Below are 17,517 nucleotides of genomic sequence, written 5' to 3'. Positions count from 1 at the left end.
TTAGCTTTTTTTTGTATATGATAAAATGGTTAAGGCGTCAAAGCTATGACGCTACTATTTCAAAAGGAGAATGTCATGACCTATCAAGATAGTTTAAATGCCCTGAAAAATATAGAAGTTGCCCAATATCGTCCTGATCATAATAACAGTCTTCATCTTATGACTTATTTAGATTCACCTCAAAACACTTTACCTGTCATTCATATTGCCGGGACGAATGGCAAAGGTTCTACAGCAAAGTATCTTCAAAACATTTTAACCCATGCTGATTATAAGGTTGGTACTTTTCTATCACCCCATATACTGGATTACAAAGAACTCATTGAGGATTATGAAGGTGTCATCTCAGAGTCTGATTTTGCCAAAAGTACGGATATGGTGCTTCAAGCCTGTAACTGTATGGTAGACGATCACCTTAACCATCCTACCCTATTCGAATGTCTTGTTGCTATTGCTCTTGTTCATTTTAGTCATAAAAAACATGATTTCATCATAATTGAAGTCGGCATGGGTGGTACGTATGACGCTACCAATGTCTTTGATAAACCATTGATGACCATCATTACCCCAATTTCTTATGATCATGAAGCCTATCTTGGTTCTTCCCTTGAGGCTATTGCTGCCCATAAAGCTGGGATCATCAAAGCTGATGCCCCCGTTATCATGGCGCCTAATCCGATAGAAGTTGTAATAGAAGTTACCAAAAAAGTTAAGGAAGTGGATACCTATCTATACCTGCTAGATGAAAGTCTCATACAAGTGTCTCTGCTTTTTAACAGTTTCAAGAAAAAGTTGTTTAATATCCAAACGCCTTTTTTTGCATATAAGGGTCTATCAACCACTATGATTGGCAAACATCAGGAAATTAATATTGCAACAGCTCTACTGGCCATCCATGAACTCAAAAAAAAATGGTCCATACCAGATGCAGCGGTAAAATCCGGTATTGCTAATACCCATTGGACTTGTCGTAATGAATGGATTTCCTATCGCCCCATGATCTTATTAGACGGTGGTCATAATCCTCATGGTCTATTGGCTGTAAAAGAAATCTTAGAAACTTATTGCAAACACAAAACTATAATTACTGTAATTGGCATACTTAAAGATAAAAACTATAAGGCCATGTTGAACCTAGTCGACGCTTTTAGCCAGAAAGTAATTATGACTTCACCACTTAGTCCGCGTGCTATGACCTTAGATGACTTGGATTTACCCCAAAACTCAAACCTAGAATGGATTGATCCTTTTGAAAAAGCCATTGAAAAAGGTCTAAGTCTATTGAATCAGGATAGTATTCTTCTCATTACCGGTTCTTTATATTTGGCCTATCCTGCTAAAGCCTGGTTAGAAGAAAATCTATAACTGTTCGTTCTGTTTCAGTACCGTCTTGATTCGGGGTGATTTTGTTATCAGATGCTCTAATTCCTTATCCTCTGATATGTAAGTTGACATCTCCGGATATTCCGAGAGTATTTTTAACAGCTCATTTTCACAAGCTGTTATATTATTTTGTTTTAAATAGCAACAAGCTCTATTATAAGCCAAGTAGACACCATCTTCACAATGCTTCATACCTAGGCTAAAGACTTTAATCGCTTCCTCCAACATGCCCATATCCCTTAAAATAACCCCTTTATTTAAATAGGCATATCCGTATGAAGGTTCTTCAACAATGGCCTTGTTAAAACAGTCCATAGCTACCTTATTCTGCTGTCTACGCATGGCCAAAACGCCTTGATTAAAGAGTACCATGTAATGATCCGGTTCTATCAATGCTGCCTTATTAATGAGTTCTTCCGACAACACATACTCACCTTCTTCTTCATAAAGGGCACTGAGATTAACTAGACTCCAAAAATCATTATCGTCAATTTCCAGTGCTTTCTGGTAATGGCGAATGGCCAGTTCACTTTTTCCGATTTGGTCATATGCGTAAGCCAAGAAAAAATGCGCTCTTAAAAAAGTCGGGTCATAAGATATGGCTTTTTCATAATAAGGGATTGCCTTATCAAAATCATCTAAGTGGTCATATAGTATGGCAATACCATAATATGCTACTGCTTCTTGTGGATCAAGAGCAATGACTTTTTCATATATATCCATAGCCTGATCGTAGGCCTCTAGTTCATCGTAAAGAAGTGCTAACTCCAACATCCATTCTGTATCTCTAATGCCTGCGCTTAATGCTTTTTCGTATAAGCTCTTCGCTTTAAGAAGTTCACCTTTATCATAATGTTGTCTTGCAATGAGAATCATATTGTCTCTATGGTATTCTTTCATATTCGTCCTCAGTTAATATTCTTCAAAACTATTTCTATAGTATCACTACGCTTTATTCTATCACATTTTTTCTTAAGCGTTTGATTATTTTTCCTTACAATCATTGGGCAATGCTGTTATAATGATTGAGAGTAACTTATAACTGTATTCACGAGAAAAAAGGAGATCGTCTATGAACTTTTTTTCCTTAGATAGCCCCTTTCACAAATATGGTACGATGGTTTTTGATATGGTTTTACTTAATCTTTTATGGCTCTTTACGAGTGTCCTCTCTTTTGGATTTCTTTTTCCACTTGCGAGCGCCGGACTCTTTCACGGCATCTATCATGTTGTCATTCTAGAAGAAGGCTACACCCTGAAGACTTATTTTTCAGTATTTCAAAAGAAAATAATCCGAAGCCTCGGATTGACTTTGATGACATTTTTATTATATGGTCTGGCCTTGCTCAATATATGGAGTGTGTGGAGCGGTTATATCGACATCATCATTCTCCTACCCATCTATTTGTTCTTACTTTTTGAAATTATAATTACCATGACTTATTCATATGCTTTACTTGGCGAGACCCAGATGACCTTAAAACTTCTTATGAAATATGGTTTTTTACTGGCCAACAAACATCTCTTAGCTTCTTTGATATGTGTCATCACTATAATTGCCCTTGTCTTTACCACTGCTTTTTCTGTGCTCACACTCTTTTTTTTAGTTGCACCTGCTTATTGGCTTATGACGATTGTTATTCATAAAGGCGTCTTATCTAAGTATCATCTTGATAAGCTTATATAATATTAGGAATCCCCAGGATAACCTATGAACTGCACTCTTAAAGCTGGTTATTTATCCAACTAATGGGTACAATTCTTAGATCCATGGGGATTCTTATTGGCCTTAACTTCTTATGCCATATAGGCTTACGGATTCTCTTCTAAGTTCGATGGCTTCATCTAAGGTTACCGGTTTTGAGAAGTAATAGCCCTGAGCGTAATCACAACCCAGCTCACATAGTAAATCTAGTTCTTCTTTCTTCTCCACACCTTCGGCCGTTACGGATATTTCCATACTTTTTGCTAAGTTAATCATGGTTTTGACCATTTTATATGCATCTGGTTCAAATCTAATTTTACGTATATATGATGCATCAATCTTAATTTCATTTATATCCATTTTATTCAATATGACCAGAGACGCATAACCCGTTCCAAAGTCATCTAAGTTAACATGAACACCAAAGTCTTTAAGTTCATTAATATTTTTTGAAATTAGGCCGATTTGATTATTTTTGAAACGGTCCGTTATATCAATTTGTATTTCATTGGAATGGATGCCGTTTTCAACAATCGATTTCTTAAGACCATCAATATGTTTTTCATTCATCAATTCCTTGGTTGTTAGATTTACAGAGATAAAGCAACCTTGTCCGGTTTCCTCTTTTATACGTTTGACAGCTTTTAATGCCAGCTTCATAACCATATGTCCAATCTCTAAGATCTCGTCACTTTCGTCTGCGATGGGTATGAACTCTTTGGGTGAATAATTAAAACCGTTTAAAGAACGCCATCTCAAAAAACCTTCAAATCCAATAATTCTCATGGTCTTAAGGTCTATAATCGGTTGATATAGAAGACCCATTTCATCATCAAAATCCGCCGTTCTAAGAGATAACTCAATACTATTATGACGTTCAACCTTCTTCTGAATAGATTTTTCATAGAAGATGTACCGCCCACTACCACTCTTATCTTTTTTTGCTTCATACATCGCTTGGTCTGCTTCTTTAAGTAGTATATTATAGTCATTATATTTGGATATATTGTCCACAATTCCGATGCTTGAGCTCACACTTATACTTAAGTCATCCACCTTAATAGGCATGGCAATTTCTTTTTGAAGGCGCTTTATCAATTTCACGATTTCTCTGCGGTCGTGGTTAAGGAAAAGTATAGCAAACTCATCTCCACCCATTCTAGCGACAACATCTCCGTCTCTAACTGAGTTTTGTAGTCTGTGTCCAATTTCTCTTAAAACATCATCCCCAACGACATGGCTATAATTGTCATTGACTTCCTTGAAATAGTTTAAGTCAATTAAAGCAATCGAACGATTTTGCGGATTCATAATCTCTCTTTGGTTGTTTAATCTAGCTTTAAGCTGTTCGATGAAATATTCTCTATTATACAAACCTGTATTGGAATCATGTTTGGCTTGATATGTGATTTTTTTGGTGTTATTAATTTTAGTAATCCCACTTTTGACTTGTTCCGCTATCGTATTAATGTATTTTAGGGCAACTTCATTGGTTTCAATCCATTGTTTAATCACAACAAGCATTATTTTGTCATTCATAGGATATGCCACTACTGTGCCCATATTGTTATTCATAATAATGTAATCTTCATTAAGATTCTTTTTTATGATGTTTCTCAAAGATTTTAAAAGTGTTTCAATTTGTTTCTGGTCAAAGCTTTTTTCGCCTTCACCATAAAACTCAATATAAGAGGCATCAAAGTCCTCACCGGCAATACACATCAGTCTAAGCTCAAAATACCTTTTTAGGTACATATGCGCCTTTTTATACATCTCTATAACAGATTCTGATACATTAATATGTTTTGACATCTCAAGCAATGAGGCACTCATACCCTCCGCTCTTTTTTGCTCCGTAATATCCAGTAGTGTCAAAACCATACCAATCGGTTGACCCACTTGATCAAATACTGGAAAATAGCGTATGAGTTTATAAGTGTCATCCTCGAATTTTCTTTCAAATTTATAAGGTTTTTTTGTTGTCAACACTTGGTCCATGGGGCAATCCGGACAGTTTTCTTTAAGTCCGTATATCTCCTTATAGCAAAGACCGGATGCCTTCCATATAAGCAGATCCCGATCTGCAATACTGTTTTTCCATTGTATTTCATAATCTAAGTTAACATAGATGATTGATTCAGAAATACTTTCCAAAATCAGACTTTTTTGCTGCTCAGACACTCTTAATCGGCTCATAAGGCCACTTAATTCCATGTCCGTATCGTATTGATGACATGCATCTTTTACCAATTGAACAAGACTGTCATCATCCCAGGGTTTCTTTATAATATTATAAACATCGCTATGGTTGATGATTCTTTGAGCAAAGTCGATGTCCATTTTATTTGCCATTAGAATCATCTTAATACCTTGGTGCTTTCGCTTAACTGTATGTATCAATTCAAGACCATTCATATCACCCACCATGTAATCTGTGATGAGCACACTTGTCTCTATATTAATGTCAAAGAGTGTCCCTATAATATCCATAGCTTCGCTAGAGTTCTCAGCCATTTCAATAACGTACTCCTGTCCAAAATTCAGACTCAATAGTTTCTCCAAACTTAAAAGCTGATTTATAGATTTTCCCACACACAATATCGCTCTATGATGTACATTAATCATTGTTTCACCTCCATTCCATCCTCCATAATTTAGTTAATGTTACTCTCTAATATATAAAAAAACATGATATAAAAACAACTCTGTTTTTATGCGCATGCTTTCATCAAAATGTCACTTAAATAAAATTATGTTCCAATACTATTATACCACAATCTTAACTTTATTGTCTTAAATTTTTATTTTTACATCCTGTTAACCTATTTAGACAACTCATCTTTTATGGGTATTTTTCGTCAAAAAAAATGATGATACCAAAGCACCATCATTTGTATAACTCTATTTTCGTTGACCTAGAGGAACATATGTCACCTTAGGCGCCACACTTTTATATGCTGGTCGTATGATTTTCCCCTTATTTACAATTTCTTCAATTCGATGGGCACACCAACCGGACACCCTGGATACTGCAAACAAGGGTGTATATAATTCTTCTGGTATGCCAAGCATCCTATAAACAAAACCGGAGTAAAAATCTACATTAATTGACACACCTTTATACATCTTTCTATGCTTCTCGATAATAGAAGGGGCCAGTCTTTCCACTATGTCAAACAGCTCAAATTCTGCTTCAAGACCCTTCTCTTGGGCCAGCGTTTGAACATAATTCTTAAATATAACCGCTCTTGGGTCTGACACAGAATAAACCGCATGACCTATACCATAAACCAATCCTGTTTTGTCAAAAGCTTCTTTATTTACCAACTTTTCAAGATAGTCTATCACTTGTCCTTCATCTTTCCAGTCTTTAACATTCTTCTTAATGTCCTCAAACATAGCTGTAACCTTAATGTTAGCACCACCATGCCTTGGCCCTTTTAGTGAACCTATGGCTGCTGAAATCGCCGAATAGGTGTCTGTCCCGGAAGAACTCACGACATGTGTTGTAAAAGTGGAATTGTTACCACCACCATGCTCAGCGTGTAAAACCAATGACAAATCTAACAGTTCCGCTTCAAGAGGGGTGAATTTATTATCTGGTCTTAACATGTATAAAATATTTTCAGCGATACCCAAATCCTTATGAGGACTATGTATAAATAAACTTGTGTTACCATGATAATGTGCATAGGCCTGATAGCCGTACACAGCTAATAATGGCAACTGAGATATAAGTTGCATGCTTTGTTTTAATATATTGTCTACCGAAATATTGTCCGGATCCTCATCATAGCTATAAAGACTCAAAACAGATCTTGCAAGCACATTCATGATGTCTTTACTCGGTGATTTCATAATCATATCATTTACAAAAAAACTTGGTAATATGCGGTATTCAAGTAATTGTTCTTTAAAGACTCGAAGCTCATCTACATTTGGAAGCTCACCAAACAGAAGCAAATATACAGTTTCTTCATAACCGTGCCGTCTATCTCTTAAAAAGCCATCTACCAAATCCTCAATATCAATCCCTCTATAAATCAATCTTCCAGGAACCGGTACCGTTTCGCCTTCGTCAATAATATATGAGTGAACTTCACCGATTCTTGTTAAGCCGGCTAAAACACCTTTACCACTAATATCTCTAAGCCCTCTTTTAACTTCAAATCTTGTATAGAGCTCTCTTTCTACTAAATTACAGGCTATTGCCATCTCACTCCATTTTTTTATTCTATCCACAATATCATCCTTCCATTCATAATTATAGCCATATAAAAACAAGTCTTTTCATTCATCAGTGTGTTAACGTACGTATCTGAATCTATTCTATCACTATACGAAAGAAAAATCAAACTTGACTTGTTAATACCATGTTTAAAGGGTCAAAACTAAGTTTCACTAAATTCACATACAATATAGTTTTGACACCCTAATCATACCATTCAATGACAACAACTTCCGGTGGATTAAAGACCCTTGGCAATCTAGGGTTAAATGAAAGACCTCGACTTACGATTAAATCCGTATCTTTTGTATAGGCATAATAGCCACCTGCATATTTAGGCATGAAGCCTTGGTTCGGAGCATATAAACCATTTATCAAAAAAGGTATTCTAACTTGACCACCATGGGTATGACCACTTACAACAAGATCAAAGCCGTAGCTTTCATATACTTCTATGTGCTCCGGACGATGGCTAAGCAGTACCCTATAGCCGGTTTGACTGTCCATATCTTCAACCTGACTTAATGATCTAATTAAAGCCTCTTTACCACTATACGCTAAAGTAGCATCCGGATCGATTACACCTGTTATTGTGATTTCATTATCCCGTATATTAAGGGTTACGGATTCATTTTCTAAAATCATCACACCATAGGCTTTAATCGTTTCAAATACCAACTCGGGATCATCATGCCAATATTCATGATTACCGGAAACATAGTAAATTGGGCATTCATCTTTTATACCCTCAAGAAATTCAACTGCACCTTGAATAGATCTATATTCATCCATCAGATCTCCAGTTATCCAAATCATGTCCGGCGCTTCTTCTGTTATCATATTCATTAATCTTCTCTGTCCTGTTCCATAAGTGCTACTATGCAAATCGGATATTAAAATAACTTTTAGATCAAATATCTCTTGTTTACCGTCTATTTTGTAATATCTATAAATCGGTTGATTCCAAAAGACAAGTATAAATAAACAGATTGTAAGAATAATACCTATCCATCTTTTGAAATTTTTTCGACCTTTCATCTTGTTCACCTCATTCAAAATATTGATTCGGATAATTATCCCATATATGATACAAAAATGCAAACTTTTGAAAGACAAGAAATCGGCGCAATCCCTTTGAATATGGGACTTCTTTTGATACAATATGGGGTTCTATTGATTTTTCACAAAAAAATAAGCACCTAAAAAGGTGCTTGTAAAGGATGAGGGGGAGAGTATTTAATACGTAAGAGGTAACTCATTCTTACATTTAATATAATACACTATACTCATAAATAGTCAATACAAAATATCTATTTTTTTATTAAATTTGAATAATGTTCATAATGTTCAACCGTTGTTGTCTATGTAATCCTCTATTACTTTCAAGAATTGGTCACCGTATTTTCTTATCTTACTTTCACCAACACCGCTTATCGCCATTAAACTCACCTTGTCTTTAGGCTTTTGACTGGCCATTGCTTTCAATGTCTTATCGTGAAAAATAGTATAGGGTGGTAATTTCGTTTTAACTGCAATTATTTTTCTAAGAGCTTTCAATCGGTCAAAGAGTTGATCCGATGACTCAATAGCTACAATCTCTATGCGGTTAGAATATACTTTTTTACTACCGTACAAGATCGATTCTGCTTCTTTGGCTACTTTTATAACCGGATAACCATCTTGAGTCATGTGTAAATAACCCTCAGCTATTAATAGATGAATCATTTCTTTGATTTGTATTAAGGTATAGCTTCTCAAAATGCCATAAGTTGAGAGTGACTCAAGTGGTGTTCCTAACACTTTCTTGGACTTTGAACCTTTAAGAACTTCTGCAACAATGGACACGCCATATCTCTCTTTCATTCTGATTATACATGATATGATTTTTTGGGCTTCTGTTGTGATCTCTACGCGGTGAGCTTTTCCATCACAGTTACCACAACCTTCACACATATCTTCATTTGCTTCTTCTCCAAAGTGTTCAAGTAACTGCACCCTTAAACAGGTGTTAATATGACAATAGTTAACCATTTTCTGTAGTTGCCCAAATCGATATTTCTTTCTGTCCGGCGTTATATCCGGTGTCTCTTCGATCAAAAATCTTCTAAGCTTCTGGTCACCTGGTCCGTATAATAATATACATGCTGATTTTTCTCCGTCCCGGCCGGCACGTCCGGCTTCCTGATAATAGGATTCAATGTTTTCCGGCATATTATGGTGAATCACATATCGGACGTTGGATTTATCAATACCCATACCAAAGGCATTTGTGGCTACCATAACTTTATAATCATCATATATGAAACGCTCTTGATGCATCCGACGTTCATCCTTACTCATACCACCATGATACATACCAACCGCTATATGCATACGGTCAAGGGTATGGTAGAGCATTTCGGTTTCTTTCCTTGTGCCACAATAGATAATGCCTGAACTTTCACTGTTTTTCTTGACATACTGGCCAATATAGCGTTTTTTATTTACGCCCTTCAAAACAGAAAAGTGTAGATTTTTCCGATCAAAACTGGTAACAAAAATCTCAGGTTTGTATAAAGACAACTGGTCCATGATATCATCACGTACCAGTTCTGTCGCCGTAGCTGTTAATGCAGCAATCACCGGTCTATAGGGCAGTTTGTTCAATATATTCGCAATATTTCTATAACTTGGCCTAAAATCATGACCCCACTGAGAAACACAATGGGCCTCATCAATAGCAATAAATTCAATTGTATTATTACGGATGATATCTCTTATCAGACGGCTTTCCATGCGCTCCGGAGCAATATAGATCATTTTGTAACGCTGTGCCTTTATACCTTCAAGTCTATCTACCATCTCCCCATCATCAAGGGTACTGTTGATATAAGTTGCTTCTATCCCCATGTCTTCTAGAGTATCCACCTGATCCTTCATCAAAGATATGAGTGGTGATATCACTAAGGTTACACCTGAAAAAATCAACGCCGGAATCTGGTAGCAAATTGATTTCCCCCCACCTGTCGGCATCAAAATCAAGGCATCTTTTCTGTTCATAATACATTCTATGGCTAATTTTTGTCCTTCCTTGAAATCGGTATACCCGTAATACTTTTTCAAAAATGATTCTATTGTCTTTGTTTTGCTATAAGTTTCCACTTGGAACCTCCGTATACTCTTGCTTTACTAAAAACTTAAGTTTTGTTTTCACCTCTATGAATACAGTCCGGCGTTAAATGATATATCATATCTTTCCGCTCAACTACAATTTTTATCTTCTCTATTACAGTCAAATCTTTGTCAATCTTTTGTAATAATTCTTTTGTCGGATTCATGGCAACAGGATGCCCTACAGATTTGAGCATCTCAAAATCTCCAGCAGTGTCACCATAAGCATAAGATTGACTAAGATCTATATCATATTCAGATACCAAGTGCTTAAGTGCTACTTTTTTATTCTGACTATCCCACATAGGACGCACTTCACCTGTATAATAATGTTCATCGTCCATCTCATAGACCGATCCAACATAATGATCGAATTTGAATTTTTCACTAATTTCACGAACCAACTCAAAAGGAGAACCGGATATAGTAATAATCTGATGACCTTGGTTTTTATGCCATTTAATCCGGTCCCTTGTATATGTATATACACGGTCTCCATTTTGTTCGATGACCTTGCTCGCAATAAATTCTACTTGTGTTCTATGAAGTCCTCGTATGGCTTCTATATAGATTTCTGCCATTCTAACCAAGTAATCATCATAGTTACCGATGCGTTTGTCCCATCTATTGTATTTTTCCCGTAATTCCTTGTACCATACTTCGCTACTTATGATATCCGATTTTATCATTTTCTTAAAAATAGCCGTAATCATACCTTCTCGATACAATGTACCGTCAATATCAAAAAATGCTGCTATCTTACCCATATTAACTCCTCTATTCTTGAGATTTCTCCGACAAATACAAACCCATTAAAATTAACAGTGTTCCGACTAAAGTCATATAAGTGATTTTTTCTTTAAGGACCCATGCCGACATAATCGTTGTAACGACCGGTATAAGATAAATATACTGGTTGGTCTTAACCGGACCAATTGCCTTAATGGCGTTATTCCACAGAATAAAAGCCAATGAAGAAGCGACAACCCCCAGAAAGAGCATGCTGCCAACTATTCTATAATTAATGACTTCGAAAGTAACCGGCTGTCCTTTAACTGCTACAACAAACAAGAGTACCATCCAACCATATAGGAATACTTTTCTGGTGAGTTGTATCATATGGTAATCTTTTGAGGTTTTTTCCATTAAAACTGAATATATAGCAAACATGGCTGCAGCGCCAAGGGCTAAGAAATCTCCTATTGGCTCAACCCCTTCAAACTTGCTACCATTTATGATGATTAGAAAAACACCCAGATAGGCCAATATGAATCCAATAATACTTTTCAATGTAAAAAAATGCGTTTTATAAACAACCATAGATAGTATACCTGTCAAGAGGGGTATGGTCGCCACGATTAAGCTTACATTAGAAGAATAAGTATGCTGCAGTGCTGTGTTCTCAAAAACAAAATAAAAAGCAAGGGCTGCACCTATGAACAAAAAAAGAATTTCTTCTTTAAGAGATGTCGGCTTTTTGAATTTGGGATATAGTAACGTTAGGAATAATATTGCTAGCAAATAACGCACCACCAGAATCTGTAATGGGGTAAACTGGTTTAGTAAAATCTTGCTCACAATAAATGTGGAACTCCATATGGTAATCGTGGTCACTGCAAATATATGTCCTTTAATTGATGTTTTCATGATGCACCTTATACTTTCTCTATTTTCTTCTCATCATTTTAACATAGTTTTCTAAATTTCTCATCTTGAATCATAAAAAAATGACAACAGTTGATATAGAAATCAATGGCTTCAGATCAATGAAGCTTTGCATCGTTTACCTTGCAAATGCTCCACGAAGGGAGAATTCCTTGACACTTTGCAAAAATAGAGTTAGTTCTAGAGTATAAAAAAAATAAATAGGAAGTGCCTCAAGTTATTTGAGGCACTTCCTATTTCCATATCTTTCAACAGCAAATTATGAGATGGTTAAGGCGTCAAAACTATGTACCTGAACTTTCACACATAATTAAAATATCACTTTTCTATAACCGATAATAGGTTCGCGCATGTAACCGTCTAAAGCTGTAATTCTAACCCCATAAGAGGATGTAGCATGAATAATCTGGCCATTACCAATAAATATGGCCACATGAGAGATAGAACCCCCATAACCGTAAACAACCAAATCTCCAGGAAGAAGCTGATTTCTTGCTACTGCAACACCATTTCTACCTTGTCCTCTTGAAGAACGGTCAAGTGCATAACCGAATTTCGAAAATATCTGGCTGGTGTAACCTGAGCAATCGACGCCACCTGTTAAGCTGGTGCCACCATAACGGTACCTTGTGCCTACAAAATTCTTCGCGTAAGCAACAATCTGATTTCTCACTCCGTCTACAGGTTGATTGGGATCATATTTATGTATGTAATCTTTATGTACAAATCCGGTGATTTGACCAGCCGACTTCACTTGATACCATGCATCGATTTCACCAATGATGGTCACTTCCTCATTGGAGCTGAGCTTTCCTACAATATTGTTTGGATTGTTTAAATCCGGTTCAGATCTTAGGTTCAAGATACTTGCTGTTACAATTGCCCTTATTTGTGTAGGGGGCGCTAAAGCAATCTTAGCTACCGCTGTTTCTAGGGTAATGGTATCATCTTCTTCATAACTGTCCAGTCGCTCTTGCCAATCTTTTTCTAAAAGAGCCTCGTCCATCATACGTTCAAAAACTCTATAGTTCATGATAATGGCTTGCTCTGATGTGCTGTATCCATCGGGATTGATATTCTCATCACCTGTACCAGAAATAATCATATTACCAACCGCCAAATTGATGCTTTTCTTAGCCCAGCTTGAAATAGCATGCTGGTCGTTAAACTCAGATGTACTTTTGGTTGGTGTCAAAATCTTAACTTGATTTTCTTCTTCGATTTTTTCTATCATGCGCATCATCATAACAACCATTTGTTCTCGCGTCACTAACGCTTCAGGTACAAAAGTTTTTTCTGTGATGCCTGTAGCAATACCTGCTTCAAATGCTTTTACTATAAAAACCTTATCTGTATCTTCAAATGGGTTTCGTACCGCTTCTATATCAATAATGCTGTTGGTTGATGCTTCATATGTTTTTACCAACAATTCTACATACGCTTCTCTTGTTAATTTTTTCTGAAAGTCTTGTACAAGCGTGTCCGTTATAAGATTAATCTCAATGGCAGATTCTATTTCCTGAGTTGCCCAAGGCGATGGTGTCGCTGCCTGTGCACGGATACCTACTGATAAACTCAATGTTACCAAAGTACATATTCCCAGTACTTTCACAAAATGCTTTTTGATTGGTGTCCCAAACATGTTAGCCTCCTTGAAGTCAAATGCTTTTTTATTGAATCTTTCTCTCTTTTAAACATCAAAGATTAGGGTTCAATCATTTCACCTCATTAACCAACATTATAAAGAAATTCTAATAGTAAGTCAATAAAAATTTAACAAATATTTAATAATTAGCTAAGGTGTCAAACTTCATCATTAAGCGATTACATACAATCTATTTCTATGAATACATCAAGGTAATCTGTATGTTGTATATAATTTTGAGAAACTTAGTTTTGACACTTTAACCATAAAAATTTATTATCATTTTTGTTAATAAATTTTTAATAATTCATCCTTCTAGACGATTTCATAACTACCTGTTATATAAATCCTGCTTCATCTGCAAAAATACTTCTCTTGTAATTTCACCATTAGCGTATCGTCTGTTCAAAATATCTTCCGGTTTATTCATTTGCTGTAATTCATTCACTTCCATTTCATGATGTGAATCATCCACAAAACATCTTCTAAAAAGTCCTTTAGGCCCAAAAAATGTATACATCATGAGTAACATCATTGAAACACCTATTATCGGAAAAATCCACATACCACCCCACCAAAAAAATGGTCCCATGGCTCAACACCCTCTTTCTTAAATATATTATAACCATTGTATCACATAAACAACATTACATCAATGAACACTTATATAAATATATATTGATATTTGTATAAGTATCATTTATACTATATATGACCATCCTATATTTATGGTTTTAAATGAATATTTAACGATGTGGGTTTGATACCTCAACCACATATAAAAAAAGTTACAAGGTGGTGAAACTATCGATAACTTGTCACAACTTTTTAAGCTCCTCAGTGATCATAGCCGACTCATGATTTTATTAGCACTAGAATCAGAACCTTTATCTGTTTCTAAGCTCATTGAAATAACAGGATTGTCTCAGCCTCTCGTCTCTTTTCACTTAAAAATACTTCGAGAGGCTAACTTGGTTTTAACCCAACGCCATGGCACTTTTGTATATAATGCCGTATGTGATCAAAACTTAATTCCTCTCATTCGTCAATTCGAGAAATACCAACCCGATGTGGCCCCAGCCACAAGCGCACTTCCTTTTAATTGCCCACCTTGGCAGAAGTCAGAAGGGCAATGACACTATCAACGTATAGACAAAGAATATATGGAGGCACTTATAATGGATACTAACAAATGTTGTGGTGATCATGGTAAAGATTTCAAAGATATGGCCGGTAAAATGGAAGGTATGCCCAAAATGATGGGTGGCGGCTTTAACCCTATGGACATGTGCAAACAAATGACAGAAAGCATTACAACAACCGCAAGAATGGCAGGCTTTGCTACACCTGAAGTCCAAGTTATTTTTGAAGACTGGGTTCTTGAGGTCGAAAAAGAGATCATAGGGTTAATCACACAAGATGCCGACATCACACCTTCAAAAATCGCTGATCACTTAAAAATAAGCGAAGACAGCGTTTTGTATTTCATCAGCAAACTTATTCGTGATAAAAAAATTGTCGTAACCGGTCTAGCCCTTAAATAGACTTTCGAAAAAACCATGATACATATTCATGTATCATGGTTTTTATTTGTGTATGTAGTTATCTTTATTGTGGAAGGGTTTCCAAAAGACCTTTATAATCTAATATCTGCCTGTGCACCTATACTTTTTACTACTGAAGCCTCATTAGGATTCTGTGCATAAACTTGATAATGGGAAATCATCTGATTTCTTTTGAATACGGGAATATGAGTATCTTCACCCACTCTTGACGTCGCCTTACTATGCTTAATCTCAAGACTTTCACTTCGACTTTTATTTAACGTTGCACCCTGTTCAAAAGCACGATTTGCAGATACCTGATTGGATTGTATCTGTGAAGCCTTCATGTTATCTGTGTTTGGCTTATTCTCTTTCGCTATTAATGAACCATTGCCCTCTGGTTGAGCCTGAGTTTTATTGCTTCGTGTTGTCCTGTCCGATTTTGGTGACAAGGACATACTTTCATATGCACGAATGCCCATAGACCTAATGTTCATTTCATCACCTTCTTAAATCATTCTATTTATCAGTTTCCTAACACCAGAATACCATAGCTATATGAACACTATGTGTCCTATCTGTTACCATTTTAATAGCTATTTTTTTTAAAAAAGACCGTATTCTAAGTCAATAGTGTAATCACCACAGTTTTCACAAATATTAATACTTGCAATATAAGTACCATTCACAGTGCCTTCATTTAAGAGTCGTGGTAATGTCTTATCTTCATAGGACTTTGAAAGACTGCTCATAACATATTTACCTTCCTTGGCAAATAAATAAAAATGAAATTCAAGAAATCGATATGAATGACTCGTATCACTTTTATTCTTATGACAGACTTCACAACCCTGATCATAATACGCCATGGAGGATTCAACGCGCTCACTTTCTTTAAGTAGCTCTAATATTTCTTCCACTGTAACGCCAGAAATCGGGTTATCTTCGTCATTCAAGAACATACTGCATTTTTCACTTTCTAATATAATCTTTTTATCTTCATAAACCCATTCATAACTTGACATCGTTTTGACCCCTTTCTATTCACTCTAACTCGTATTCTTATAATCATGGTTAACTATTCTGACTAAGTTCTTTTATTGCTTTGATTAGATTTTCTACTTCTTCTAGGCTTGTATCAAAAGACGTAACCAACCTAATCATGCCTCCATCTTCTTCCCATGTCATCTGATAGAAATAGAAAGTAGTGAGGAGCTTGTCAATCCATATCTGAGGCATTTTCACAAACATCATATTCCCGTAAGGGATGTTCATGAATGCAAGGGCTTCTATGTCTTTAATCTCTTCATAAAGTTTACTCATTGCATCGTTTGCTTTCCTTGCATTCCTAAGATAAAGTTCACCCTCCAACAAAGCAATGTATTGAGCACTGATATACCGCATCTTGGACATAAGTTGCATGCCTTGCTTTCTGACGTATTTTAAACTATCACTTGTTGTCCTATCAAAGGATACAATAGCCTCTCCATACATCATGCCATTTTTGGCGCCACCAAAGGATAGTACATCAACATCTGTTTTTCCAATCATCTCATCTAAACTTACACCAAGCGCAACTGCCCCATTAGCAATCCTAGCACCATCTACATGTAATAATAAACCATGACTATGAGCATAATCGGCTAAGGTCTTTATCTCTTCAGTTGTATAGAGTGTACCGAGCTCAGTGATCTGACTTATCGATATAACTTTCGGTTGATTATGATGTTCGTTTCCCATATCCAATAAGAACTTATCTATTTCAGCAGGCACCAATTTACCGTTTATATGAGGAACCGTTAATAACTTAGCACCTGTATAACGTTCAAAAGCACCACATTCATCTACATTTATATGGGCTGTATCTACACAAATCACTGCTTCATAGGACTTAAGCAATGTACTTAATCCAATGATATTAGCGCCTGTGCCATTTAGGACCAGACTGACTTCACAAGGCCTACTGAATAAAGCCTTAATCTTTTCTACCGCTTCTTTTGTTATCGGATCGTCACCATATGGAATGGCATGCTCCTCATTGGCTTTTATAATCGCTTCCATTATTTCAGGGTGTACACTGGCTGTATTGTCACTTTTAAATGTCTTCATAAAATGGTCTCCAATTCTTTTTAGTCCTCTTGTAATTCTTTATTTCTCTCGCTATAAAAGACTTACATTCATACTTTATTCTCTTTTA

General features: G+C 36.0%; 16 protein-coding genes. 4 read left to right on the top strand and 12 right to left on the bottom strand.

The genetic code is table 11. The annotated features are described in order from the left end of the window. The first annotated feature begins 75 nt into the window (after positions 1-75). Positions 76-1,365 (top strand): bifunctional folylpolyglutamate synthase/dihydrofolate synthase, encoded by a 1,290-nt coding sequence (locus P0N36_RS09540; RefSeq protein ID WP_275842615.1) that lies wholly within the window; start codon positions 76-78, stop codon positions 1,363-1,365. Here the strand turns inward: P0N36_RS09540 and P0N36_RS09535 are convergent. Next, positions 1,360-2,283 (bottom strand): tetratricopeptide repeat protein, encoded by a 924-nt coding sequence (locus P0N36_RS09535; protein WP_275842614.1) that lies wholly within the window; start codon positions 2,281-2,283, stop codon positions 1,360-1,362. The genes P0N36_RS09540 and P0N36_RS09535 overlap by 6 nt on opposite strands. A gap of 172 nt (positions 2,284-2,455) precedes the next feature. Here P0N36_RS09535 and P0N36_RS09530 point away from each other — a divergent pair, with 172 nt between their 5' ends. Next, a complete protein-coding gene (locus P0N36_RS09530; RefSeq protein ID WP_275842613.1) occupies positions 2,456-3,070 on the top strand; it encodes a hypothetical protein in 615 nt (204 codons plus the stop codon). A gap of 102 nt (positions 3,071-3,172) precedes the next feature. On the opposite strand, the gene P0N36_RS09525 is transcribed toward P0N36_RS09530, so the two are convergent. The 8 genes from P0N36_RS09525 to P0N36_RS09490 form a co-directional block, all read right to left on the bottom strand. Then, entirely contained in the window at positions 3,173-5,713 is a 2,541-nt protein-coding gene (locus P0N36_RS09525) for an EAL domain-containing protein (protein ID WP_275842612.1), read from the bottom strand. Positions 5,714-5,989: 276 nt separating this feature from the next. Next, a complete protein-coding gene (locus P0N36_RS09520) occupies positions 5,990-7,330 on the bottom strand; it encodes a citrate/2-methylcitrate synthase (protein ID WP_275842611.1) in 1,341 nt (446 codons plus the stop codon). Between the two features lie 190 nt (positions 7,331-7,520). Continuing rightward, positions 7,521-8,354, bottom strand: coding sequence for a metallophosphoesterase (locus P0N36_RS09515; protein WP_275842610.1), 834 nt, complete (start codon positions 8,352-8,354; stop codon positions 7,521-7,523). 309 nt (positions 8,355-8,663) lie between these two features. Further along, positions 8,664-10,457 (bottom strand): DNA helicase RecQ, encoded by a 1,794-nt coding sequence (gene recQ / locus P0N36_RS09510; RefSeq protein ID WP_275842609.1) that lies wholly within the window; start codon positions 10,455-10,457, stop codon positions 8,664-8,666. A 35-nt stretch (positions 10,458-10,492) separates the two neighbouring features. Next, the gene (locus P0N36_RS09505; RefSeq protein WP_275842608.1) at positions 10,493-11,233 is read right to left on the bottom strand and encodes an HAD family hydrolase; all 741 of its coding nucleotides are present in this window, start codon (positions 11,231-11,233) and stop codon (positions 10,493-10,495) included. A 10-nt stretch (positions 11,234-11,243) separates the two neighbouring features. After that, the gene (locus P0N36_RS09500; protein ID WP_275842607.1) at positions 11,244-12,113 is read right to left on the bottom strand and encodes a DMT family transporter; all 870 of its coding nucleotides are present in this window, start codon (positions 12,111-12,113) and stop codon (positions 11,244-11,246) included. 328 nt (positions 12,114-12,441) lie between these two features. Beyond that, positions 12,442-13,773, bottom strand: coding sequence for an NlpC/P60 family protein (locus P0N36_RS09495; protein ID WP_275842606.1), 1,332 nt, complete (start codon positions 13,771-13,773; stop codon positions 12,442-12,444). Positions 13,774-14,107: 334 nt separating this feature from the next. Further along, on the bottom strand, positions 14,108-14,368 hold the full coding sequence (locus P0N36_RS09490) for an SHOCT domain-containing protein (protein ID WP_275842605.1): 261 nt from the start codon (positions 14,366-14,368) through the stop codon (positions 14,108-14,110). A gap of 223 nt (positions 14,369-14,591) precedes the next feature. Here P0N36_RS09490 and P0N36_RS15745 point away from each other — a divergent pair, with 223 nt between their 5' ends. Together P0N36_RS15745 and P0N36_RS09485 are read left to right on the top strand one after the other, a co-directional pair. Next, positions 14,592-14,912 carry an ArsR/SmtB family transcription factor gene (locus tag P0N36_RS15745; RefSeq protein WP_442957186.1) on the top strand — a complete coding sequence of 107 codons (321 nt, stop codon included), beginning with the start codon at positions 14,592-14,594 and terminating at the stop codon, positions 14,910-14,912. Between the two features lie 42 nt (positions 14,913-14,954). Beyond that, positions 14,955-15,320, top strand: coding sequence for a winged helix-turn-helix domain-containing protein (locus P0N36_RS09485; RefSeq protein WP_275842604.1), 366 nt, complete (start codon positions 14,955-14,957; stop codon positions 15,318-15,320). A gap of 92 nt (positions 15,321-15,412) precedes the next feature. Here P0N36_RS09485 and P0N36_RS09480 read toward each other — a convergent pair whose 3' ends face one another. The 3 genes from P0N36_RS09480 to P0N36_RS09470 form a co-directional block, all read right to left on the bottom strand. After that, the gene (locus P0N36_RS09480; protein ID WP_275842603.1) at positions 15,413-15,817 is read right to left on the bottom strand and encodes a hypothetical protein; all 405 of its coding nucleotides are present in this window, start codon (positions 15,815-15,817) and stop codon (positions 15,413-15,415) included. A gap of 108 nt (positions 15,818-15,925) precedes the next feature. Beyond that, complete coding sequence (locus tag P0N36_RS09475; protein ID WP_275842602.1) at positions 15,926-16,345, bottom strand: DUF3785 family protein; 420 nt, start codon at positions 16,343-16,345, stop codon at positions 15,926-15,928. Between the two features lie 49 nt (positions 16,346-16,394). Then, entirely contained in the window at positions 16,395-17,429 is a 1,035-nt protein-coding gene (locus P0N36_RS09470) for a threonine aldolase family protein (protein ID WP_275842601.1), read from the bottom strand. Between the last annotated feature and the right edge of the window lie 88 nt (positions 17,430-17,517).

Origin of the sequence: Petrocella sp. FN5 (assembly GCF_029210395.1) — a bacterium.
Lineage (GTDB): Bacteria > Bacillota > Clostridia > Lachnospirales > Vallitaleaceae > Petrocella.
The sequence above is the reverse complement of the archived record's forward strand: the minus strand, read 5'-3'. Positions and strand labels throughout refer to the sequence as shown.

What these genes read in the sequence shown, in the direction of transcription:
- P0N36_RS09540 (WP_275842615.1), top strand. Translation starts at nt 76, where the DNA reads ATGACCTATCAAGATAGTTTAAATGCCCTGAAAAATATAGAAGTTGCC.
- P0N36_RS09535 (WP_275842614.1), bottom strand. Translation starts at nt 2,283, where the DNA reads ATGAAAGAATACCATAGAGACAATATGATTCTCATTGCAAGACAACAT.
- P0N36_RS09530 (WP_275842613.1), top strand. Translation starts at nt 2,456, where the DNA reads ATGAACTTTTTTTCCTTAGATAGCCCCTTTCACAAATATGGTACGATG.
- P0N36_RS09525 (WP_275842612.1), bottom strand. Translation starts at nt 5,713, where the DNA reads ATGATTAATGTACATCATAGAGCGATATTGTGTGTGGGAAAATCTATA.
- P0N36_RS09515 (WP_275842610.1), bottom strand. Translation starts at nt 8,354, where the DNA reads ATGAAAGGTCGAAAAAATTTCAAAAGATGGATAGGTATTATTCTTACA.
- P0N36_RS09505 (WP_275842608.1), bottom strand. Translation starts at nt 11,233, where the DNA reads ATGGGTAAGATAGCAGCATTTTTTGATATTGACGGTACATTGTATCGA.
- P0N36_RS09500 (WP_275842607.1), bottom strand. Translation starts at nt 12,113, where the DNA reads ATGAAAACATCAATTAAAGGACATATATTTGCAGTGACCACGATTACC.
- P0N36_RS09495 (WP_275842606.1), bottom strand. Translation starts at nt 13,773, where the DNA reads ATGTTTGGGACACCAATCAAAAAGCATTTTGTGAAAGTACTGGGAATA.
- P0N36_RS09490 (WP_275842605.1), bottom strand. Translation starts at nt 14,368, where the DNA reads ATGGGACCATTTTTTTGGTGGGGTGGTATGTGGATTTTTCCGATAATA.
- P0N36_RS09485 (WP_275842604.1), top strand. Translation starts at nt 14,955, where the DNA reads ATGGATACTAACAAATGTTGTGGTGATCATGGTAAAGATTTCAAAGAT.
- P0N36_RS09480 (WP_275842603.1), bottom strand. Translation starts at nt 15,817, where the DNA reads ATGAACATTAGGTCTATGGGCATTCGTGCATATGAAAGTATGTCCTTG.
- P0N36_RS09475 (WP_275842602.1), bottom strand. Translation starts at nt 16,345, where the DNA reads ATGTCAAGTTATGAATGGGTTTATGAAGATAAAAAGATTATATTAGAA.
- P0N36_RS09470 (WP_275842601.1), bottom strand. Translation starts at nt 17,429, where the DNA reads ATGAAGACATTTAAAAGTGACAATACAGCCAGTGTACACCCTGAAATA.